Here is a 21,930-nt window from a genome sequence, read left to right on the forward strand (position 1 = left end):
CGGCCGAGTTGGAAGACCTGGACCGCCGGCATCTGTTCCGCTCCATGCAGCGCGGCGACATCCACGACCGGGTGGTGATCGTCCGCGGTCAGGGCTGCACCGTGTGGGACGCCCGCGGCAACGAACTGCTGGACGCGGCCGGCGGCGGCGTATGGCACTCGCCGCTCGGCCACGGCCGGCCCGAGATGGCCGAGGCCGCCGCCCGGCAGATCGGCGAACTCGAGTACTTCACCAGCCTCCTGGAGTTCAGCAACGACCAGGCGATCCGGCTGGCCGCGCGGATCGCCCGGCTCGCCCCCGAGGGCATCGAGAGGGTGTTCTTCACCTCCGGCGGATCCGAGTCGGTCGAGACCGCGATCAAGGCGGCGCGCCTCTACCACCACCGGCGTGGCGACACCGACCGCACCTGGATCCTGTCCCGGCACTACTCCTTCCACGGCGCCGCCTACGGCTCCGGCACCGCGACCGGCTTCCCGCCCATGCAGGACGGCGTCGGCCCCAACCTGCCGCACGTGGAGAAGCTCTCCCCGCCCTACCCGTACCGGGCCGCCGACCTGTACGGAGACCAGGACCCCACCGACTTCCTGCTCGCCGAGCTGGAGCGGACCATCCACCGGATCGGCCCCGGCAACATCGCCGCCATGATCGGCGAGCCGGTCATGGCCGGCGGCGGCGTCCTCACCCCGCCCGCCGACTACTGGCCGCGGGTGCGCCAACTGCTGCGCGAACACGGCATCCTGCTGATCGCCGACGAGGTGGTCACCGCGTACGGCCGCACCGGTGCCTGGTTCGACTCCGCGGTGCGCGGCATGGAACCCGACATGATCACCATGGCCAAGGGCATCGCCGGCGGCTACGCCCCGCTGGGCGCCACCCTGATGACCGACGAGGTCGCCGACACCCTGCTGGACACCGGCGGCTTCTTCCACGGCTACACCTTCCAGGGCCACCCGGTGGCGTGCGCGCTGGGCCTGGCCACCATCGACATCATCGAGAAGGAGAACCTGATCGGCCAGGCGCACCGGATCGAGGACTGGTTCCGCACCGGCCTCGCGCCCGCCACCGAGCTGCCCACCGTCGGCGACCTGCGGGTGGTCGGCTCGCTGGCCGCGCTGGAACTGGTGGCCGACCGCACCACCCGCGAACCGCTCGGCTGGACCCCGGTGGAGCAGGTCGCCTTCGAGGTGCGCCGCGCCCACGGCGTGATCGCCCGCCCGTACGGCCACATGCTGGTGCTCGCCCCGCCGCTGGTGATCGGCGAGCAGGAGGCCGCCCGGGCGGCCGAGGCGGTGGTCGAGGTGGTGTCCCGCCTCAGCCCGGACGGCACCATCGCCGCCCGCTGACGCCTCCGCCGCGAACGTCGTCGCCGCCGGGCGGGGCCGGCGGCGACGACCGGCGCGGTGCGCCGGCGGCACCCGCGATCAGTGCAGGACGTCCAGGACGTTGTCCGCGTTGTTGACGAAGTAGACGGCGTCGCGGTCGAGGTCCAGCGCGAGGCCGAAGAGCGCGCCCGCCCCGGGCGGGGTTCCCTCGTTGTTGATCTGCTTGACCGCCACCTGCCGCCCGGCCGGGGTGGTCTCGACGATGTTGCCGTCCCCGCCGTTGACCGTCAGGATGTCGCCCCCGGGGGCGATGGCCATCCCCAGCGGGCCGTTGAGGGCTCCGCCCGAGGAGATGACCCGCCCGATCCCGGCGCTGTCCTTCCGGTTCAGCGCGTCCGGGATCGCGGTGATCCGGCTGAGCACCGTGTCGGCGACGAAGAGCGTGCCGTCGTGGCCGAGGCCGACACCGGTCGGACCGACCACCAGGGCCGCCGGGTCCGTCCGCTCGGGGAAGCCCGAGCCGATCTCGGTGGTGGCCACCCGCTGCGGCGGCTGGTCGCCCTCGCTGCGGAGGGTGATCCGCAGGACGGTGCCCTCGTCGACCTCCGCACCGCCGCCGGCGACCGTCCCGTTGAGGACGTTGGTCACGAACAGTTCGCTCTGCACGGTCCGCACGCCGCGCTCGCCGCGCCGTTCGGAGCTGACGGCGGTGAGGTCCCACGGCCCGTTGATGCCGTCCCCGGCGATGGTCTCGCGGACCGTGCCGTGCTTGTCGAGCACCAGCAGACAGCCGGCCTGGGCGGTGGCGGACGTGCCGTCCGCGGTGGGCAGGCTGCCGACCACGACCCAGCCGCCGGGCAGGACCGTCAGCGCCGTGGTGAGCCCGACCCCGCCGGGGCAGGGGCCGGGCAGGTGCTTCGGGTCGATGGTGGCGAACGTGGTCCGGGTGCCGCCCGGGGTGATCTGGACCAGCGTCGTGCCCCGGCCCTGCTCGCCCGCGGGCGGGTTCGCCGAGTTGTTGAAGTTGCTGACCAGGATGTTCCCCCGGTGCAGGGCACCGGTGCTCTCCCGGATCGTGAACACCCCGTACGGGTTCACGTCGCCGTTCTCCGGGACGGTGGACGCGACGGTGGACACGGTGTTCAACCGGTCGAGGAACGGCCGGTCCGCGGCCCCTGCCGCTGCCCCGGCCGGGGACGCGGCGGCCGTCAGGCCGATGGTCAGCGCGGCGGCGGCCAGCGCGCTCGAACATGCCCGAAGTCTCATGTACTGCCTCCTGGAGGGCGGGCCGGGCGGCCGTGACGGACCGTCCCGACCCGCGAGAAGTGCTCGGATGACCCCCAGGACGCCACGCTAGGCACGCACCGCCACGGGCCGCGCGACGACGTCCGCCGAATGCCTGGGGCCCGTCGGCGCCCGAGTGACGCCGGGAGGGCCGGGCCCCCGAACGGGGCCCGGCCCTCCCGGCGGGGTCGGCGCGGCTACTTCGTGTAGTACCAGAACTCCGGTTGATAGCCCTCGAAGGGGTCCTGGACCGGCATGTGGAGGCCGTTGGCCACCTCGTAGATGGCCACGATCTCGTCGGTGTAGATCACCGGCTGGTGGTCGTTGACGTAGTCCTCGTAGGCGTACATGTCCTGGATGTCGTTGCTGGTGATCGACTTGGCGATCAGTTCGTCCAGGCGAGGGTCCGAGTAGCCCCAGACGTTCGCCGCGGCGCCGGTGGCGAAGAGGGAGTCGCCGGTCGGGTAGAGCTGGGGCGAGTACGTCCAGCCGCCGTACAGGACGGCGTCCCAGGCGCAGCCGTCGGGGTTGGCCGGGGTGCACAGGGAGGCTTCGATCTGGAGGTGGTCGACGGCCACCTCGGCCAGGTTCACGGAGATCCCCGACTGCGCGAGGTTCGCCCGGTAGGAGGCCATGATCCCCGGCAGGTCGGCGTTGCCCGACTGGTAGTCCAGGTCGAACTCCGCCTTGTCGCCGGCGGCGATGTCCGCGCCGCACTGCCCGGGGCCCGTCCCCGGGTTCCGGCACACGGCCGGGGTGGTGCTCAGGTCCCAGCCGTTGGCGGCCATCAGGCCGCGGGCCTCGGCGAGGTCGAACTTGATCTGGTGCTGAAGGGCGTTGGGCGACAGCGGGTTGCCCGCGGGGATCGCCGGCACGGCGCCGATCGTGGGGTGGCCCCAGCCCTTGCGGGCACCGTCGATGACGCCCTGCTGGTCGTAGGAGTCCTGGAGCGCCTTGGTGAAGTAGGGCTGCCGGAACAGCTTGCCGTGCCGGCTGCTGCGGAAGTTGAGCTGGTAGTAGCTGATCGAGTCCAGGTAGGTCAGCGGGGCGATGTGGTAGCCCTGCCCGGCCAGCGGGTTGCCCGCCTGGAGGTCGTTCGCGTTGTACCGCGCCGCGTGGGCCTTGGGCAGGATGCCGATCTGGAGGGCGTTCGGGCTCGACGCGCCGGCCGCCAGGTCCGCGTACTGGGTTTCGGCGTTCTTGTACGGGACGAAGTCGACCTCGTCCAGGTAGGGCCGGTGGACGCCGGAGTAGGCCTTGTTGCGGACGATGGCGTAGTAACCTGTGGCCGCGTCATAGGACTTGAGCTTCCAGGGGCCGTCCGAGATCTGCCAGAGCGGGTTGGTCGCGAAGGTCTTCCTGTCGACCGAGGCCGCGCTCAGGTAGCGGAAGACCGGGTCGCAGTCGGCCTTCAGCGTCGAGGCGTCGAAGGCGTCCGAGGAGCACCGGCCCCTCGTGCCGCCGGGGCCGGTCACGTCCCAGGCCCGGGGCATGGGTGTGATCGTCGTCAGGACGTTCTGCAGCACCCACGTCCGGTTGTACTGCCGGTCGAAGGTGATCGAGATGCCGTGCTCCGTGACCGAGGTGGACGCCACGTTGTCCGGGAAGTAGTTCGTCGTCACCCCCGCGATGGTCATCGGCGGGGTGTAGTACCCGTCGTGCTCCTTCTCGGCCTTGGACATGTTGATCCAGAACTGGACGTCGCGCCCGGTGACCGGCTCGCCGTTGCTCCATCTCCAGTTCTTGAGGCGGATGGTGACGGTCTTTCCGTCCTCGCTCCAGATCGGGGCCCGGGCCGGCGACAGGTCGTCGTCGATGGCGATCTTGTCGTCCTTCCCGGCGAAGTACAGCGGCCGGAAGAAGTACTGCTGGAACTCCCCGATGTTGATCGAGGTGACCTGGTTGACGTCCATGAACGGCCAGATCACGTTCGGGCTGTCGTTGGGCCGCTGTGCGATGCGAACCGTTCCGCCGTGCTTGGCGTGCTCTCCGGCCGCCGCGGTGTCGCCGGGCCCGGCGGCCGCCCCGGCCGCCCCCGCCGTCGTGGCGGCGCCGAGTGTGGTGGCGGCGAGGACGACGATGCCCGCCTTCGTGAGGATCCTGCGGACTGTGCCGACGTGCATGGGAGACAGAACCTTCCGTTCGGGCGGGGACCGGGGCGGTCGCGGGCAGGGCTCCGTACGGTCAGCTGGGCCCGATGTCGGCGCCGTTGCCGGACCGCCCGGCGTGGGCACAGGTCTCACACGGTGCCGCCGGACCCCATGCGTGTGTCGCGGCGGCGGTGCCGCCCCGGACCGGGCCCGCGATCTTCTTGGCCATGCCCTGTCATGTCCCTTCTGGTGATGAAGCCGTTCCGTACAGAAGCCGTTCCGTATGCCTGGCACAGCCTTGGGCATGGCAGTCCCGCGCAGTTCCCGTTTCGATACCCGCCCGGCCGGCCGGTTCGGGATGTCGGGCACGAGGTGCCTCAGCCTCGGGAGCGTCAGAGCCGCGCGCGCCCCGGACCGCACCGTTCCGCGGCATCGAGCACGGCGGCCGCCGTCTCCATGCCCTCCAGGGCGCGGACCGCCTCGATCCGGTACCCGATCGCGCTCGCGTGCCGGTAGGCGTAGCGGTACGCCTCCAGAGCCCCCTCGAAGTCCCGCGCCGAGATCCGCACCCGGCCCACGATGTTCGCGACCGCCGCCTGACGGACCGGCGTCCGGCTGGTCTCGACCAGGCGCAGGGCGCGCACGCCCGACTCGGCGGCCTCCGTCAGGTCCCCGCTGAGGGCCTCGACCTCGGCGCAGACGGCCAGCAGCAGGGCGACGTTGCCGGGCAGCTTCGCCTCGTCGGCCAGCGGTCTGGCCTGCTCCACGCAGGCCCGGGCCTGGGGCACCTCCCCGCAGCGCAGGTGGGCGACGGCCTGGTCGGTCAGGGCCGCGACCTCGATCTCGACCGCGTGCAGTCGGCGGCTGAGTTCCACGGCCGTGCGGGCCGATTCGATGGACCGGCGGTATTCGCCGCGGTGCTCGTGGAGCAGGCTCAGCACGGTGAGCGACTCCGCGGTCTCCCGCAGCAGGCCGGCCTCGGTGCCCAGGGTGATGCTCCGCTCCAGGTGCGGCAGGGCGGCGTCGTACGTGCCCACGGTGGTCAGCAGCATGCCGAGGGTGCTCCGGCAGCGCATCTCGGCGTGGGAGTCGCGGATGGCGATGGCGGCGGCGAGCCCCTCGTCGGCGGCCGCGACGCCCTCCGAGAGCTTGCCGACCTTCCAGCAGACCGCGGCCAGGTTCGACAGGCTGAGCAGCAGCAGCGACGAGTCGCCGAGGCGCCGGGCGCAGGCGACGGCGATCTTGGCGACCTCGTAGTAGTCCTCGAAGTAGCCGCGGAGGTTCAGGTAGTAGACGAGGTTGCGGGCGAGGTACGCGGCGTGCAGGTCCAGGCGTTCCTGCTCGGCGCGCCGCACCACGGCGATCAGGCCGGCGTGCTCGCGGTCGAGCCAGTCCAGGGCGGCGCCGTGGTCCGGGAACCGGGGCAGGTTCGGCGTCTCCGGCCGGAAGGAGGTGTCCAGTCGGCGCCAGTACGGGAAGAGCCGGGTGCAGGCGTCGTCGCTGGCCTGGCAGTAGAAGTCGAGCAGTCTGCGCAGGGCGATGCCGGCCTCGCCGTCGGAGTCGCACAGTCTGAGCGCGAACGCCCGGACCAGGTCGTGGAAGCCGTAGCGGCCGTCGTTGCGCACCTGGAGGAACCGGGCGTCCATGAGGGATTCCAGCGCCGAGTCGGCGGCGGGCAGGTCGCGGCCCAGCAGGGCCGCCGCCGAGTGGACGTCGAGCGCGCCGCCCGGGTGCTGGGCGGTGAGCCGGAACGCCGTGCGGACGGGCGCCTCCATCGCGTCGTAGGAGGACCGCAGGGTCGCCTCGACGCTGCGGTCGGTGCTGCTGAGCTCGTCCAGGCGTCTGGCCTGGTCGGCGAGTCTGCGCACCATCCGGTCCAGCGTCCAGCCGGGGCGGTTGAGCAGCCGGGCCGTGGCGATCCGCAGGGCCAGCGGGAGGTGGCCGCAGAACTCGGCGAGGTCCCGGGCGCCGCGCAGGTCGGCGGCGACGAGGTCGGCGCCGAGGGTCCGGGCGAGGAAGACGGAGCTCTCCAGCGGCGAGAGTTCCCGCAGTGACACCCAGCGGGCGCCGTCGAGGTCCACCAGGCGGGCGCGACTCGTCACGATCGCGATGCTGCCCGCGGTCGTCGGCAGCAGCGGCCGGATCTGGCCGACCTCCCGGACGTTGTCCAGCACCAGCAGGTACCGGTGCCCGGTCAGGCAGTTGCGCCACATGCTGGTGCGGCCCGGCAGGTCGTCGGGGATCTCGTCGGACCGCTTGCCGAGGGCCCGCAGCAGGATGTCGAGCGCGGCGTTCGCGCTGATCGGTTCCTCGTCGGGGCTGTGGCTCTGGAGGTCGATGAAGATCTGGCCGTCCGGGAACTCCCCGGCGATCGCGTGGGCCGCCCGGATCGCGAAGGAGGTCTTCCCGCAGCCGCCGATGCCGTCGACGGCGACGATCCGGCCGCCCGCCGACTCGGCTTCGGCGGCGGCGGCCACGACCGCCGCGAGTTCCGCCGTCCGCCCCACGAAGTCGGGCAGGTCGTTGGGCAGCAGCCGGGGGATCGTGGGCGGCCGGTGGCGCGGGGCCTCGGCCGGCCGGGGTGCCGGCCGCGGCGCGGCGGGGGCGATCAGCAGGTCCGGACTGTCCCTCAGCACCGCTTCGTGGAGGCCGATCAGCGCCGGGCCCGGATCGACCCCGAGGTCCTCGCGCAGCAGCCGCTGCACGGACCGGAACACGTCGAGCGCGTCCGCCCGCCGTCCGGACCGGTACAGGGCGAGCATCAGGTGGCCGTACAGCCTTTCCCGCAGGGGGTTGGCCGCGATGAGGTCGCGCAACTCGCCGATCAGTTCCGGGCCTTCGCCCGAATCCATCCGCAGGGCCAGCAACTGTTCGAGGGCGGCCATCCTGCGCTCTTCGAGGGCCGCCGACGCGGCCGAGATGACCGTGCTCCCGTGGTCGTCGAGAGCCGGGCCGCGCCACAGGCCCAGGGCCGCGCGGAATTCCTCCGCGGCTTCGGCGTTGCGGTCTTCGCCGAGCAGGGCGTGCGCGCGTTGGACGGACGCGGCGAACCTCGCCGAGTCCAGGTCCTCGTCGTTTATCGCGATGCGGTATCCACTGCCGACGGTCACGATGAGCAGCTTGCCGTCGGGGAGCCGGGTGCGCAGGTTCGACACCGCTTTGCGGACTTGGTGCGTGGCGGTTTCCGGTGGTGCGTCACCCCAGATGCCCTCGACGATCCGTGGTACGGACAGCACCTGTCCGGGGGCGAGGAGCAGGAGGGTCAGAACCTTCTCGTTCACCCTGCCGCCCAGAGGGATCCGCTTGTCCCCCGCCCACACCTCTAAAGGCCCCAACACCTGGAACCGAGGTTTGCCCACGATTTCCCTCCCCCCACACAAACGAGTGCCGATGGCACAACTGTCCACATTCTAGTGCCGCGTTGGATCTAAGGAGCGATATCACCCAGGCATTGCCTGGTTTCAACACTTCACGGGCCCGCGATCGCGCTGATTCGGGAGCAATCGGGCATTCCCTGCGAACGATTACCGCCAACGGGAGGGGCGTCGGTTACACGCCGGCAACACTCAACTCCCCTGCCCCGCCTCTCGATACCTCTCCCAGAAACGGAACGGATCCCTCCAGGGAGCCTGGCGGGATCGGATCGGGAAGCACAGTCGGCACTCTGGTTCACGGCGGCAACACCACCCCGGCCGCACGCCGCCCCGAACGGATCCCGACTGCCTGCGGAGAATCGAAATGACTGCCGAGATCCTGGAATCACCGCGAGATACGTCGCTCCTCGACTCCCTGCGGCTCCAGCTCGACGACCTCAGGGCCAAACGGCTCTACCGGGACTTCCTGCCCGTCGCCCACCAGGCGGCCGATCCCGGCCACACCTGGCACGACGACCGGCTGGTGCAGGTCTGGTGCAGCAATGACTACCTGGGGCTCAGCCAGCACCCCGACGCGATCGCGGCGCAGCTCGCCTCGATCGCGCGGCACGGCACCGGGACCGGCGGGTCCCGCAACATCGCCGGCACCAGCGTGGCGCACGTCGAGCTCGAACGCCGACTGGCCGAGTGGCACGGCAAGGAGCGCGCGCTCATCTTCTCCAGCGGCTACGTGGCCAACTTCGAGTCGCTGAGCACGCTGATCGCCGCCACGCCCGGCATGGTGGTGTTCTCGGACGCGCTCAACCACCGCTCGCTGATCGAGGGCATCGTGCGCTCCGGCGCCGCCAAGCAGGTGTTCAAGCACAACGACCTGGCCGACCTGCGCGCCCGCCTGGAGGCGACGCCGGCCCACCTGCCGAAGCTCATCGTGTTCGAGTCCGTGTACTCCATGGACGGCGACACCTCGCCGCTGTCGGAGATCCTCGACCTCGCCGAGGAGTTCCAGGCCCTGACCTGGCTGGACGAGACGCACTCGATCGGGGTGCGCGGCGCGACCGGCGCCGGCCTCAGCGAGGAGCTGGGCGACCACCGCGCCACCTTCGTGCAGGGGGTGTTCGGCAAGTCGCTGGGCACGGTGGGCGGTTACGTGGCCGGCCCCGACGTCGCCCTGGACTACGTGCGCTCGAAGGCGCCGGGGTTCATCTTCACCACGGCGCTGCCCCAGGCCTCGATGGACGCCACCCTCTGCACGCTGGACATCGTCCAGAAGGGCACCGCGCTGCGCGCCGAACTGGCCGACAAGGTCGCCCTGATGAAGGCCGAACTGCGGGCCCGCGGCGTCGAGTTCCTCGACGCCGACAGCCACCTCGTACCGGTGATGGTGCGCGGCGGCGAGCGGGTCCGCCAGGTGGCCGACCTCCTGCTGGAACGCCACGACATCTACGTCCAGCCGATCAACTTCCCCTCTGTGCCCGCGGGCAGCGAGCGCTACCGCGTGACGGTCGCGCCGTTCCGGACTCCGGAACAGATCGCGAACTTCGCCGAGTCGCTGCACCACTGCCTGCAGGCCTTCGACCCCTCGTCCCGGATAGCGGAGGAATCCCGATGACCTACCAGAAGAAGCTCAGCACCCCGTTCGTCGGCGTGGAGTACAGCGGCGTGGACTACGCCGCCCTGCAGGACCCGGAGCTGTGGGCCGACCTGGTCGAGTCGCTGCACGCGCACGACGTGGTCGTGGTCCGCTCGATCGACCTGACGCCGCAGCAGCAGATCGAGCTGGCCAAGCGGCTGGGCCGCCCGGTGCCGTTCGTGATCAGCAAGTACCGGCACCCGGAGTTCGAGGAGATCATGATCTCCTCGAACGAGCAGAAGGACGGCAAGCCCGTCGGCGTGGCCCGGGTCGGCAACTTCTGGCACCAGGACTCCACCTTCGTGGCCGACCCCGCGCCGTTCACCATGCTGCACGGCGTCAACGCGCCGTCCACCAGCGGGCACACCAAGTTCGCCAGCGCGAAGGACGTGTACGACCGCCTGCCCGAGGAGTGGAAGGCGAAGCTGGCCGACAAGACCGGCAACCACACCGTGAGCAAGCGGCTGCGCATCCGCCCGGAGCACGTGGGCCTGTCCGTGGCCGAGTTCCGGGCCCAGGCGGACTTCGAGCACCCGCCGGTCCAGCACCCGGTGATCAACAAGGACGAGGAGAGCGGTCGCGCGTACGTGTACGGCAGCCGGGAGTACATGGCCGGCGTCGAGGGCTTCGACCCCAACGAGACCGAGGCGTTCTTCTCGCTGCTGGACGAGCTGATCACGGACGAGAGCCACGTCTACACCCACGTGTGGACCCCGCAGGACCTGGTCATCTGGAAGACCCGCACGACGTACCACATCGCGACCGAGGTCGAGCCGGGCGTCGGGCGCACCGTGCACCGCGTCAGCATCGAGTCGGCGGACAGCGAGGCGGCGCCGGTCGAAGAGCGGGTGCAGTGAGCGCCATAGCGGACTTCGCCATCCGGTACCCCGAGGGGCGGGTCGACGTGCAGAGCCTGCACGCCGCCTCCGGGGTACCGGTGGCCGACATCCTGGCCGTCACCCACGCCGAGGGGTTCCCCGGCCTGGGTGACGGGGAGGCGGCGTGGGAGCTGGCCCGGGACGCGGCCCGCGAGGTCCTGGAACGCACCGGGGTCGCCCCGGAGCGGATCGGCACCGTGATCTACGCCGGCTCGGGCGAGTGGGACCACCCGTTCTGGTCGCCGGCGGCCAAGATCGCGCACGCGCTGGGCATCGAGCAGGCGCACTGCTTCGAGGTCGGCAACTTCTGCAACGCGGGCGCCGCCGCCCTCCAGATCGCGGGCGACCGGCTCGACGCCCAGGGCTCGGGGTACGCCCTGGTCCTGATCGGCGACCGGCTGACCCGCCTGGTCGACCGCTCCGACCCCGACAGCCTGGACCTGTTCAACTTCGGCGACGCGGCGGCCGCGGTCCTGGTCACCGCCGGCCCGGGGGCCTTCACCCTCGTGCACTCCGCCATGCGCACCGACGGCAGCTGGGCCGACTACTACCGCGGCGAGCACCGCCCCGACGGCGTGGTGATCCGCCAGGAGCCCCACCGGCGCGGCCTGGCGGACGCCTACGTCCGGAACTTCCGGCACCTGGTCGACCGGACGCTGCGGGCGGCGGGAGCCAAGATCGACGACGTCGCCCTGCTGCTGATCAACCACGGCGACAAGCGGATGCACGAGCGGCTGCTGGCCACCCTCGGCCTGCCCGAGGAGAAGTCGGTGTTCGCCTACGACCGGCAGGGCCACATGGGCGGCGCGGACACCCTGATCGCCCTGCGCGAGGTGGTGGACGCCGGCCGGGTGCGCAACGGCGACCTGATCCTGCTGGCGACCAGCGCGATGGGATTCAGCTGGGGAATCACGGCCTTGGAGTGTCGACTGTGAAGATCCTGGTGATGCATCAGGTCCCGTACCGGAAGATCGGCTACCACCTGGCGATCGACCACGAGGCGCACGACGTCACGTACTTCGGGACGCCCGACTCGATCGCCGAGGTCCCGCCGTCGCTGCGGTGCGGGCGCGTGGTGCTCGACGGCCCGGACGGGCTGGCCGAGCAGATCATCGCCCGCACCGACCGCGCCGACGGCTGGGAGCAGGTGCTGGCGCTGTCGGAGTTCGGGATCCTGGAGGCCGCCGCGGTGCGCGAGCACCTCGGCATCCCCGGCCCCGACCGCGCGCGCCTGGAGCTGATCCGCGACAAGGTCGCCATGAAGCGGGCGCTCGTCGAGGCCGACGTGCGCCACCCCCGGTTCGTGGCGGCTCCCCCGGCCTCGGGGCGGCTGCCGTGGTCCGGCCGTACGGTCGTCAAGCCGCGCCAGGGAGCCTCCAGCGACGGGGTGACCATCCACGCGACGGCCGAGGAGGCCGTCGCCCACCACCGCGCGCTGCCCGACGCGCAGGAGTACCAGCTGGAGGAGTACGTCGAGGGCGAACTCTTCCACGCCGACGGGCTGGTGACCGCCGGGCGGGTGACGGACCTGGTGGTCAGCCGGTACATCGGCAAGCCCGTCGACTTCGCCGCCGGCGCCCCCATCGCCACCGGGCAGCTGCCCGCCGACCCGCGCCACACCGCGTTCACCGAGCGGGTGGTCGAGGCGCTCCGGATCGAGGCCGGCTGCATCCACCTGGAGTTCTTCGAGACGGCCGCCGGGGAGCTGGTGTTCCTGGAGGTCGCGAACCGGCTCGGTGGCGGCGGCATCGTCACCTCCCACCTTCGGCACACCGGAGTCCACCTGGGCCACCACGAGGTCGCGATCCGGCTCGGCCTGCCGCGTCCGGCCCGGCTGGCGCCGAGCGGTCGGTACCACGGTTTCGCCATCTTCCCCGGGCACCGGCTGGACCCGTCCCGCCCCTGGCGGACCGAGGTGCCCGAACGGCTGCGCGACCACCCGGCACTGGACCGGCTGCACCTGCTGGAGGACCCGGGCACCGGGGCCGACGGCGGATCCGGCCGGATCACGTACCAGGAATGGCAGGTCCCCGCCTTCATCGAGGCCTCGCACCCCGATCCCGTCGAACTCGCCCGCTTCCTCGCGGACTGCACCGGCTCCATCCGCGTGAGCCAGCCCGAGCCCGCCCACACCCCAGGAGGTCCCAGGTCGTGACGGCCACCACCACCCCGATCCACCCGGCCGCCGAGGCGCGGCCGGCGACCGCCGGGCCGTACCACCCGACCGATCTGCTGCTGGCCGTCGAGCACGTCGAGCAGGTGCTGACGCGTGAGCCCGGTTCGCCGGCGGCCCGGGCGCTCGTCGACGCCGGTGTCGGCTTCCTGTTCCGCACGGACGAGTTGACCGAGGGGCTCGACGAGCTCTTCGGCGGCGTGAGCCAGTACCCGTGGCGTCCGCTGACGGACAGCGACGACGTGATCGCCTTCTCGCCGGTCGGCACGGTCGTCTTCGACGACTCCGCGCCGGAGTCCGCCGAGCCGACGGTCCGCGGCCTGCTGCTGGCCTGGGCGTCCGGCGACGACGTCGTCGTCCGCACCGCACGGCCGCAGTGGTGGCGCACGCTCGAGGACCTGCTGCGCGCCCCGGGCTTCCCGCTGCCCGCCCTGCGGACCGCCGAGCCGGGCGAGTCCTTCCCGGACGCCGTCGTGATCGACGTCCCGCCGCTGCCGGCGGTCGGCGGCGCCCCCACGGACGCCGTCGTCGACGCCCGGCGCTTCCGGCTCGACTGCACCTCCGGCTGGGCCCAGGGGCTGTCCCGCCGCGAGTACCTGCCGGGCACCACCCTGGCCCAGGCCCGGGCCGCGGCCGCCGACGGGCTGGACGGCCGGGTGGCGGCACGCCTGCGCTACCTCGTCGAGCGCGCCCGGCGCGCCCCGTACTACCGGGGGCTCGACCTGCCCCGGGTGACGGACCGCGCCGACCTCCAGCGGCTGCCGATCCTCAACAAGGCGGACCTGGAGCAGCACTCCCTGCCGACCTCGACCGACCTGAACAGCGGCGACCGGCCCAGCGGCGAGGTCCTGCGCAGCGGCGCCACCGCCGGGACCCCCCGCTACATCGTCTACTCGCGCGCCGACTGGACCAACATGGTCCGCGAGGCGATCCCGGTGCTGTACGCGCTGGGCCTGCGGCCGGGCGACCGGGTCATCAACACCCTGTTCGGCGGGGAGCTCTACGGCGGGCTGGTGACCAGTCAGAACGAGCTCTCCCGGATGCCGGTGGAGACCTACACCGTCGGCGGCCGCGCCACCGCGGACCACATCCTGATGCTGGTGCGCAGCTTCGACGCCAACGCCGTGCTGGGCATGCCCTCGCTGCTGCTGCCGGTGCTGCGGGCCTCCAAGGCCGCCTTCCCCGAGCTGCGGATCGAGAAGGTGCTGTACGGCGGCAGCCCGATGATGGAGACCGACAAGCAGTGGCTCCGCGACGAGCTGGGCGCCAAGACCGTGGCCAGCATCCTCGCCGCCAACGACGGTGCCCAACTCGGCTACCAGTGCTCCGAGATGAGCGGGACGCTGCACCACGTCTGCGACGACTACAACCTCATCGAGGTGGTGGACGAGCAGGGCGAGCCGCTGCCCGACGGCGAGGTCGGCGAACTCCTGGTGACCAGCCTCCAGAAGCTGGAGGGGCCGCTGATCCGCTACCGGATCGGCGACATCGGCCGCATCTACGAGCACAGCTGCGGCTGCGGCCTGAGCGGCCGGGTGCTGGAGTACCTGGGGCGTTCCGACGGGCAGATCAAGGCCCACGCCCAGACCATGCTCTACGGGGACGTCGTGGCCGAGCTGGCCGGGTTCGAGGTCTCCGAGGTGCAGATCGAGATCGCCTCCCGCGACCGGCACGAGTCCATCGTGATCCGGACCGAGTCCACCCGCCCGCTGGATCCGGCGGAGGTGAAGGCGCACCTGGAGTCGAAGTTCAAACTCCTCGGCGGGCAACAGGAATGGGAGGAGGACGAGCTGCTGTTCCACTTCGCAGTGGAGTGCCTCGGCGAGGGCGAGCTGCCGCGCCACCCGGTCAGCGGCAAGGTCCGCGGCGTGATCGACCGACGGGTGGAGTCGTGATGGCGAACGAACCGGTGAGCGCGCTGCTCAACGCGGAACTCTCGAGGCCGGACAGCCCGTTGCGGGCGATCGACCCCCGACAGCACCCCGTCCTCGCCGACCTGAAGCGGGCCCGGTACCTGAGCCGGCCCCTGGTGTACCCCGAGTCGGAGCTGCGCGCCTTCGGAGCCGATCTGCTCGGCGCGGTCGAGCTGCTGACGGCCCTGCCGAAGCGGCTGTTCGACGGCGACGTCGAGCGGACCTGCCGAGCGCTGGGGCTGGACCCGCGCAAGGCCGAGCTGGTCGGGGACTTCGAGGCGCGGAGCCCGTCGCGCTTCGGCCGGATCGACGCCTACCACGACGGTGAGGCGCTGCGGATCCTGGAGTTCAACGTCGGCGGATCCGTGGGCGGCCAGGAGTGGGTGGAGCCGCTGGCGGACATGTTCTGGGCCGACGACGCCTTCCGCGAGTTCGGGACGGCGCACGGCCTGCACTACCTGAAGCAGACGAAGCTGCTGGCCGGCGCGCTGCGGGAGTCGGCCGCCCCCGTCACCTCGGGCCACGACCCGGTCATCGCCATGGTCGAGGGAACCGGCGGCCTCGACCTCTACGCCGAGGGCTCGTGGTACCTGCTGCGGCGCCTGCTCCAGGCCGAGGGGCTCGACTGCCGGATCGGCGAGGTCCACGAGCTGGAGGTGACCGCCTCCGGGGTGCGCTTCCAGGGCGAGCGGGTGGACCTGGTGTACCGGCTGTTCGACCTGGACCAGGTCGTCGACGACCCGGACGCCTGGCGCACCACGGTCCGGCTGCGGGACGCGCACCGGTCCGGTCAGGTGGCGCTGTGGGCCCCGCTGGAGTGCGATCTCATCGACAACAAGCGGTTCCTGGCGTACCTGTCGGACCCCCGGCTGCGCGGTCACATGTCGCAGGACGAGCGGGATCTGGTGGACCGGGTGCTGCCGTGGACCCGTGCCCTGGTGCCGGGTGCGGCGGGGCTCGACGCGGTGGTCGCGGACTGCCGTGAGCGCCGCGAGCACCTGATCCTCAAGCCCGACGCCGGTTTCGCCAGCCGGGGCATCACCTGCGGCTGGCTGGTCTCCGACGAGCAGTGGGCCGACGCGCTGCGCCGCGGCGCCGCCGAGGGCGCGGTGGCCCAGCAACGGGTCGTCCCCCGCGAGGAGGTGGCGGTGAACGTCGAGACCGGCCTCACGGAGTCCTGGGACGCGTGCCTGGGCCTGTACTGGGTCCCCGGCGGTCTGGGCGGCGGCGGCGGGAGGCTCGTACACTCCGGCGAACCGGCCGACTCCACCGACCGGCGACTGGCCCCGATGTTCCTGTACCCGGACCAGGGCGCCGACCGCCACTGAGCCGCCCCCGATCCCGCTTCCGACGCCCGCCAGTCCCCAACCCCAGGACGGAGACGATGTCTTCCACCTTCCGCGCCGTGCACCAGGTGGCGCGACCCGACGGCGCTCCCGGCGCCGAACACTTCGCCGTCGTGGAGCACCCGCTCCCCGCGGTCGAACCCGGCACCGCCCTGGCGGAGAACGTCTACCTGTCCGTCGACCCGTACATGCGCGAGCTGATGGACGAGGAGTGGCCGCTCCACGAACCGCTCGGGTTCGGCCGGGCCATCGGCCGCGTCGTCCGCTCCGAAGACCCCGACCTGAGGGTGGGCGACCTGGTGGAGCACGGCGGGGGCTGGAGCACGCACTCCCTGATCCGGCACGGCGGCGGACGCGTGATCCGGCCCGCGGCCGGCGTGGCGACGGCGACGTACCTGTCGGTGCTCGGCGCGACCGGCCTGACCGCCTACGTCGGCATCCGCGAGATCCTCAGGGTCCGGTCCGGGGAGGCGGTCTACATCTCGGCGGCCGCCGGCGCGGTCGGCGGCGTGGCCGGCCAGATCGCGAAGCTGGCCGGCGCCGGACCGGTGGTCGGCAGCGCCGGCTCGGCGGCGAAGGCCCGGCACGTGGTCGAGCGGCTCGGCTTCGACGCGGCCTTCGACTACCACGACGGGCCTGTGGCCGAGTTGCTCGCGAAGGTGGCCCCGAACGGCGTCGACGCGGTGCTGGAGGGCGTGGGCGGCGACCACCTGGAGGCGGCGATCGGCGCCACCCGCGAGTTCGGCCGGATCGCCTGGGTCGGCGCCATCTCCCAGTACAACCACCCCGACCGGCCGCCGTCCGCGCCGCGGAACCTCTACGCCGTCTCGGACCGCAGCATCCACCTGCGCGGCTACCAGGTAAGGCACTTCATGCACCTGCGGCAGGAGGCCCAGTCCTGGCTGACGCCCCATCTGCAGGCCGGCCGGATCGTCGCGGACGAGCAGATCGTCGAGGGCTTCGACCAGGTCGTCGAGGCGTTCCTCGGGGTGATGCGGGGCGACAACACCGGCAAGATGCTCGTTCGCGTCGGGGAGGAGTGACCGATGTTCAAGGCCTTCGCGTCCTATCGAGGACTCCTGGCGCTCCCCGGAGCGCGCACCCTGTTCTTCGTCGGCCTGCTCGCCCGCCTCCCGTTCACGGCGGCCTCGATGGCCCTCGCCCTGCACGTCGTCATCGACCTGGACCGCGGCTACGGCGCGGCGGGGCTCGCGGACCTGATGCTGACGGTCGGCGGGGCCATGGGCGCACCCCTGCTGGGCCGTTCCCTGGACCGCTTCGGCGTGCGCCCGGTCGTGCTGGTCACCGGCGCGGTCGACGCCGTGTTCTGGGTCGGCGCGCCCTACCTCAGCTATCCGTGGCTGCTCGCGGCGTCCCTGGTGGCCGGGTTCATGGGGCTCCCCGTGTTCACGACCATCCGCCGGGCGATCGCCACGCGCATCCCCTCCGAGCACCAGCGGAAGGCGTTCGCCCTCGACGCGATCCTCGTCGAGGTGGTGTTCATGGTCGGACCGTCCATCGCGGTCGGTGCCATCACCATGGTGAACGACGCGACCGCGACGATGACCGGGATCGGCGTGCTCTACCTGGGAGCCGGGCTGCTGCTCACCCGGCTCGCCCCTCCCCTGGAGGAGGGCGGGGCGACCGCCGGCGCCAAGGACTCGGCGGACGCGGCGGCCCCGGAGCCGAGCGGGCTCAGCCTCTGGCTCCGCCCCGGCTTCCTGCTGGTCCTGGGCGTCAGCATGGCGGCGAACCTCGTCCTGGCCGGCAGCGAGATCTCGATCACCGCCGTCCTGCGCGACATCGACTCCACCGGGTGGGCCGGGATCTGCGTCGCGATCTGGTGCGCGGCCTCCATGGTGGGCGGCTTCTGGCACGGCGCCACCAGCAAGCCCTGGCGGCTGCCGAGGCTGATGCTGCTGATGGGGCTCACCATCGCCCCCGTCGGGATCATCGGCCACGCGGGCTGGATCTGGCTCGCCATCGCCCTGCTCCCCTCGGGCTTCATGTGCGCACCGACCCTCGCCTCGGCCTCCGAGGAGGTCACCCGCGCGGTGCCGTCCTCGGTGGTCGGCCAGGCCGCGGGCCTCCAGGGCTCGGCGATGACCATCGGCGCGGCGATCGGCGCACCGCTGGCCGGAGCCGTCATCGACCACTCCGCACCGGCCTGGGGCTTCGCGGTCACCGGCGGCGTCGGGGCGGCCCTGGCGGCCCTGACGATCGGCTACCAGTACTTCGCCCGACCGAAGCCGACCCAGGCGGCGGAGGAAGAGGAGGCCGACGCCCCCGCGACGGTCTGATCCCCCGACGATGTGACGAGGCCGCACCCGCTTTCCGGGTGCGGCCTCGTCGCATGCTGTCCCTCAGGCTACTGAGTGATGCCCCAGAGAGCGGTCTTCACGGGGAGCAGGGCCTGACCGTCCTTGCCGACGACCGCCTGCCCGTCCTTGTACACGTCGGGCTTGGTCCCGGCCACCGGCTCGACCAGGACGCTGAAGACCAGCCGGGTGGCGTCCGTGCCCTTCGAGTTCAGGTGGGTGTCAAGCTCGAAGGAGAGCACCTTGTCGTCGACTGTCACGTCGAGGGGCTTGGGTGGGGTCGCCACGTGCGTCTCGTCGTTGTAGTAGTAGTAGGACCCCCACTCGACCCACTTCCAGCCGGTCGGGACCGTGAACTTGTAGGGCACCTCCCCCGGCTTGAATTCACCCTCCGTCGGCTCTACGTGGAGCGAGATGGTGAAAATATGAAACTCCTTTTTGCCGGCCGGGCCGATAGGAGCACTTTCCTGCGTGACGATCACCTTGGTCGCCGAGTCTCCAGGCATGGAGATCCACCCGCCTTCCCATGAAGAATTTCCGCACCCAACAGAGAGCTGTCACGGCGCGCGACGGCTCGACTACGGAGCCACCACACCCAGGCTCACACACATGGGTCGCACACGCACTTCGGCACATCCGTCGGCCGAGCTCAACGAAGAGATTCCAGAGGCGGGCGACGTGTCACAATCAGTGAACAACGAAGATCGAAAAGTTCGCAGGCCAACTTTCCCCTTCAGCGCGGGCCGCATGCGCGCCGTCCATGCCCCTCGTACGATGATCCGTGGAGGCCAGGCAGCAAATGCACGAATCCCCCGCAAGCGCTCCGACATCCCACGGTAGGGCTGCCCAGATGGCCGATTCTGTTGGCACATACCCCTACGCCTTCCACATCGCCCTGGACGGGAACGGCCTGAACGGCCTGGAGGGCGCGGCCGGTGTCTGCGTCTTCCGCTACGACCCTGCCACCGGCGACTACGCCTACCGGGTGCGGTATTACGACGGTGTCGCCGGAGGCCACGCCGTCAGCATCACCCCCGACCGGCGGTTCGGCTTCCTCGGCAACGCCGGGCAACAGCTCCTCTTCTACGACGTACAGTCCCTGGACGAGAGCGAGCGGGTCTCCACCCTCCGCTTCGAACCCCCCGACGCGGCCATCAAGAGCAGCACCCACATGGTGTGGCTGGACAACACCCAGGGCGTCACCGCGATCGGTGACGGAATGTGGCTGCTGGACCTCGACCGCCCGACCAAGGCCCAGCGCATCGGCGACCACCTGCTCAAGCTCCCGCACGCCATGAAGCGCACCGCCTCCGGCCGCTACATCGTCTACGGCGGCATGGACCACCCGGGCCGGGGCGAGGCGGCCGAGGTCGGCATCTTCGACCTGGAGAAGCGCGTCGCCCGGCGGGTGCCCCTGCCGACGACCTGCTGGCACGTCGCCTGCCATCCGAGTGACGAGCGCTTCTACGCGCTCTCCTTCCGCGTCCTGCCACAGGAGGGCCGGGACTGGCACGAGTGGGCCATGGCCTACTTCAAGGAGTACGTCTACGAGATCGACGCCGAGACCGGGCAGATCCTGCGCCACTGGGCCTGCGGCCAGAACGTCCCCGCGCACATCAACTCGGACGTCTGCGTCTCCGACCGCGAGCTGATCTACTGCAACGGCGGCAGCGGCACCATCGTCATGATCGACCTCGCGGACTTCGCCTCGTACCGCGTGATCGACGAACGCCCGCGCCTGGCGGCGCAGTTGCGCTCCGCCCGGCAGGCGGCGCGGCAGGTCACCGACGCCTTCACCCGCGGCTCGCCCGTCCCGAGCAGCAAGCACTTCGTCGGCGCCCTGCGGGTCACCCGCGGCACGCTGATCGACTCGGTCTACGCCTGCCAGCTCTCCGCCGACCAGACGCTGCTGTTCACCGCCAACCGGGGGCTGAACACGATCACCGTGTACGACTATCCGGCCAACACCGTACGGCTGCGGGTGGAGATGCCCGAGCTGCGCACCCAGCTCCCCGAGCTGCCCGTCTGGACCGATCCCCGCCTGGGGTTCCACCACAGCACACTGCTGAGTCCGCCGCCGGTCCGAACCGGAAACCCGAACTGAGGAGTGACCATGAGCGCCGACACCACCGACCAGCTGAACGACGAACTTCACGAGGGCTGGGAGAACCTCCGGGACACCGCGGTCTCGATCGCGGAGCTCCAGACCGCGATGTGGGGCGACTGCGCGGAGCTGATGGCCGGGCTGGCCACCGGCAAGGTCGCCTGGGGGGAGGTCTACAGCGAGTACTGGAAGTTCGTCGCCGACGAGTACCAGAAGTTCGCCCTGGAGCTGAGCAGGGTCGGCATCGACTACGCCCAGCGGGTGGCGGAGGTGACCCGGGAGCACGAACAGCGACTGCGGGACCATCTCCGCGGGCCCGTGCCGACACCGGTGGACGACGGCACCACCGCGGGCGGCTCCGACACCGGCGGCGGCACGGACACCAAAGAGCCGCCCTCCCGCTCCAGGAGCCAGAAGCAGTGACGCTCAGCCCGCCGCCCCGTCACCGCCCTCCAGCGGCCGCGGCAGCAGCTCCCGCGCGGCCGTCACCTCCGGGTGCGGCCGCAGCGCGGACCTGACCCGGTCCGACAGGTGCGGGCTGGTCACCAGCCAGCCGAGCGCCTCGACCAGCGCCTGGCGCGCGGGCCTCGGCCGGTAGCCGAGGCCCGCGGCCTTGTCGTGCCGGTACCAGTAGAAGCGCCCCATCGTCCTGGCCTCCGCCCGGGTGGTCGCCGGGGCCGTGGCGGTCAGCACCGCGCGGATCTCCCCGACCGTCGCCGCCAGGTACGCGCCGGTGTGGGTGGCGGTGACCCAAGGCCCCCGAGTGCCGCACAGCTCGGAGACGGTCTGGTGGATGGTCCGCCAGGCCCAGTTCTCGCCACCGAGCAGGTAGCGCTCCCCCGCCGTGCCGCGCTCGGCGAGCAGCACGTGGCCGGCCGCGACGTCCCGGACGGAGACGATGTTGCAGCCGCCCGGGTAGGTGGTGCGCAGCGAGTCGGCCAGGTACCGGGTGATCAGCGCGTTGCTGGGCACCAGCCGCCAGTCGGGCCCGCCGACCACGATGGTCGGGCAGGCCGCCACCACCTCCAGGCCGAGTTCGGCCCCCAGGGCGAAGGCCGTCCGTTCCTGCTCCAGCTTGGTGATGAAGTAGTCCGGCAGGTACTCCTCGCCCGGCATCCACTCCTCGTCCCGGGCGACCGGTCCGCCGGACGAGCCGCAGGTGATGGACGAGGACGTCACCACCACGCGCCGGACGCCGGCTGCCGCCGCCGCCCGCAGAACCTCGCGGGTGCCCTCCACGTTGGCCCTGGTCAGCTCCTCCCGGCTGGCGTCCCAGTACGCGAACACGGCGGCGCAGTGGAACACCGTGTCGCAGCCTTCGAACGCGGGCCGCAGGCTGTCCGGGTGGCGCAGGTCCGCGTTGACCAGGGGGACGTCGAGGCCGTGCAGCTGCCGCAGGTCGCTGCTGCGGCGCACCAGGGCCCGCGCGCGGTGGCCGCCGGCGAGCAGCGCGCGCACCACCTGGGAGCCGACGAGCCCGCTGGCGCCGGTCACGCAC

The 21,930-nt window shown here is 71.7% G+C and carries 16 protein-coding genes; 11 read left to right on the forward strand and 5 right to left on the reverse strand.

Going from position 1 to position 21,930, the window contains the following annotated elements:
- On the forward strand, positions 1-1,343 hold a 1,343-nt coding region (locus J0670_RS02510; protein ID WP_207809123.1), incomplete at its 5' end, for an aspartate aminotransferase family protein.
- 78 nt (positions 1,344-1,421) lie between these two features.
- On the opposite strand, the gene J0670_RS02515 is transcribed toward J0670_RS02510, so the two are convergent.
- The 3 genes from J0670_RS02515 to J0670_RS02525 form a co-directional block, all read right to left on the reverse strand.
- Complete coding sequence (locus J0670_RS02515; protein ID WP_243436418.1) at positions 1,422-2,588, reverse strand: hypothetical protein; 1,167 nt, start codon at positions 2,586-2,588, stop codon at positions 1,422-1,424.
- Positions 2,589-2,803: 215 nt separating this feature from the next.
- The gene (locus J0670_RS02520; RefSeq protein ID WP_207809125.1) at positions 2,804-4,729 is read right to left on the reverse strand and encodes an ABC transporter substrate-binding protein; all 1,926 of its coding nucleotides are present in this window, start codon (positions 4,727-4,729) and stop codon (positions 2,804-2,806) included.
- A 359-nt stretch (positions 4,730-5,088) separates the two neighbouring features.
- Positions 5,089-7,977, reverse strand: coding sequence for a BTAD domain-containing putative transcriptional regulator (locus J0670_RS02525; RefSeq protein ID WP_207809127.1), 2,889 nt, complete (start codon positions 7,975-7,977; stop codon positions 5,089-5,091).
- Between the two features lie 457 nt (positions 7,978-8,434).
- Between J0670_RS02525 and hemA the strand changes: the two genes are divergently transcribed.
- The 8 genes from hemA to J0670_RS02565 are packed head-to-tail and all read left to right on the forward strand — an operon-like array spanning position 8,435 to position 18,310.
- Positions 8,435-9,679 carry a 5-aminolevulinate synthase gene (gene hemA, locus J0670_RS02530; protein ID WP_207809129.1) on the forward strand — a complete coding sequence of 415 codons (1,245 nt, stop codon included), beginning with the start codon at positions 8,435-8,437 and terminating at the stop codon, positions 9,677-9,679.
- Complete coding sequence (locus J0670_RS02535) at positions 9,676-10,557, forward strand: TauD/TfdA family dioxygenase (protein WP_207809130.1); 882 nt, start codon at positions 9,676-9,678, stop codon at positions 10,555-10,557. Before hemA ends, J0670_RS02535 begins: the two co-directional genes overlap by 4 nt.
- Positions 10,554-11,513, forward strand: coding sequence for a 3-oxoacyl-ACP synthase III family protein (locus J0670_RS02540; protein ID WP_207809133.1), 960 nt, complete (start codon positions 10,554-10,556; stop codon positions 11,511-11,513). Before J0670_RS02535 ends, J0670_RS02540 begins: the two co-directional genes overlap by 4 nt.
- An 11-nt stretch (positions 11,514-11,524) precedes the next feature.
- Positions 11,525-12,733, forward strand: coding sequence for an acetyl-CoA carboxylase biotin carboxylase subunit family protein (locus J0670_RS02545; protein ID WP_207809134.1), 1,209 nt, complete (start codon positions 11,525-11,527; stop codon positions 12,731-12,733).
- The gene (locus J0670_RS02550) at positions 12,730-14,646 is read left to right on the forward strand and encodes a phenylacetate--CoA ligase family protein (protein ID WP_307806351.1); all 1,917 of its coding nucleotides are present in this window, start codon (positions 12,730-12,732) and stop codon (positions 14,644-14,646) included. Before J0670_RS02545 ends, J0670_RS02550 begins: the two co-directional genes overlap by 4 nt.
- Positions 14,646-15,992: a hypothetical protein gene (locus J0670_RS02555; protein WP_207809136.1), complete on the forward strand. Its 1,347-nt coding sequence runs from the start codon at positions 14,646-14,648 to the stop codon at positions 15,990-15,992. The genes J0670_RS02550 and J0670_RS02555 overlap by 1 nt, the downstream gene beginning before the upstream one ends.
- Positions 15,993-16,048: 56 nt before the next feature.
- Positions 16,049-17,053, forward strand: coding sequence for an NADP-dependent oxidoreductase (locus J0670_RS02560; RefSeq protein WP_207809138.1), 1,005 nt, complete (start codon positions 16,049-16,051; stop codon positions 17,051-17,053).
- A gap of 3 nt (positions 17,054-17,056) precedes the next feature.
- Positions 17,057-18,310 (forward strand): MFS transporter, encoded by a 1,254-nt coding sequence (locus J0670_RS02565; protein WP_207809139.1) that lies wholly within the window; start codon positions 17,057-17,059, stop codon positions 18,308-18,310.
- 68 nt (positions 18,311-18,378) lie between these two features.
- Here the strand turns inward: J0670_RS02565 and J0670_RS02570 are convergent, their stop codons facing one another.
- Positions 18,379-18,696 (reverse strand): hypothetical protein, encoded by a 318-nt coding sequence (locus J0670_RS02570; protein ID WP_207809141.1) that lies wholly within the window; start codon positions 18,694-18,696, stop codon positions 18,379-18,381.
- Between the two features lie 482 nt (positions 18,697-19,178).
- On the opposite strand from J0670_RS02570, the gene J0670_RS02575 reads away from it, so the two are divergent.
- Together J0670_RS02575 and J0670_RS02580 are read left to right on the forward strand one after the other, a co-directional pair.
- Positions 19,179-20,432 carry a hypothetical protein gene (locus J0670_RS02575; protein WP_207809143.1) on the forward strand — a complete coding sequence of 418 codons (1,254 nt, stop codon included), beginning with the start codon at positions 19,179-19,181 and terminating at the stop codon, positions 20,430-20,432.
- Between the two features lie 9 nt (positions 20,433-20,441).
- Positions 20,442-20,855, forward strand: a complete 414-nt coding sequence (locus J0670_RS02580; RefSeq protein WP_207809145.1) for a hypothetical protein — start codon at positions 20,442-20,444, stop codon at positions 20,853-20,855.
- Between the two features lie 3 nt (positions 20,856-20,858).
- On the opposite strand, the gene J0670_RS02585 is transcribed toward J0670_RS02580, so the two are convergent.
- On the reverse strand, positions 20,859-21,926 hold the full coding sequence (locus J0670_RS02585) for an NAD-dependent epimerase/dehydratase family protein (protein WP_207809146.1): 1,068 nt from the start codon (positions 21,924-21,926) through the stop codon (positions 20,859-20,861).
- Positions 21,927-21,930: the final 4 nt, after the last annotated feature.

It is taken from the genome of Streptomyces sp. FH025, assembly GCF_017427025.1.
Taxonomy (GTDB): domain Bacteria; phylum Actinomycetota; class Actinomycetes; order Streptomycetales; family Streptomycetaceae; genus Kitasatospora.

Bases quoted from the DNA above. Each gene is read 5' to 3' on its own strand.
- J0670_RS02575 (WP_207809143.1), top strand. From the start codon at position 19,179: ATGGCCGATTCTGTTGGCACATACCCCTACGCCTTCCACATCGCCCTG.
- J0670_RS02545 (WP_207809134.1), top strand. From the start codon at position 11,525: ATGCATCAGGTCCCGTACCGGAAGATCGGCTACCACCTGGCGATCGAC.
- J0670_RS02555 (WP_207809136.1), top strand. From the start codon at position 14,646: ATGGCGAACGAACCGGTGAGCGCGCTGCTCAACGCGGAACTCTCGAGG.
- J0670_RS02565 (WP_207809139.1), top strand. From the start codon at position 17,057: ATGTTCAAGGCCTTCGCGTCCTATCGAGGACTCCTGGCGCTCCCCGGA.
- hemA (WP_207809129.1), top strand. From the start codon at position 8,435: ATGACTGCCGAGATCCTGGAATCACCGCGAGATACGTCGCTCCTCGAC.
- J0670_RS02560 (WP_207809138.1), top strand. From the start codon at position 16,049: ATGTCTTCCACCTTCCGCGCCGTGCACCAGGTGGCGCGACCCGACGGC.
- J0670_RS02515 (WP_243436418.1), bottom strand. From the start codon at position 2,588: ATGAGACTTCGGGCATGTTCGAGCGCGCTGGCCGCCGCCGCGCTGACC.
- J0670_RS02520 (WP_207809125.1), bottom strand. From the start codon at position 4,729: ATGCACGTCGGCACAGTCCGCAGGATCCTCACGAAGGCGGGCATCGTC.
- J0670_RS02580 (WP_207809145.1), top strand. From the start codon at position 20,442: ATGAGCGCCGACACCACCGACCAGCTGAACGACGAACTTCACGAGGGC.
- J0670_RS02535 (WP_207809130.1), top strand. From the start codon at position 9,676: ATGACCTACCAGAAGAAGCTCAGCACCCCGTTCGTCGGCGTGGAGTAC.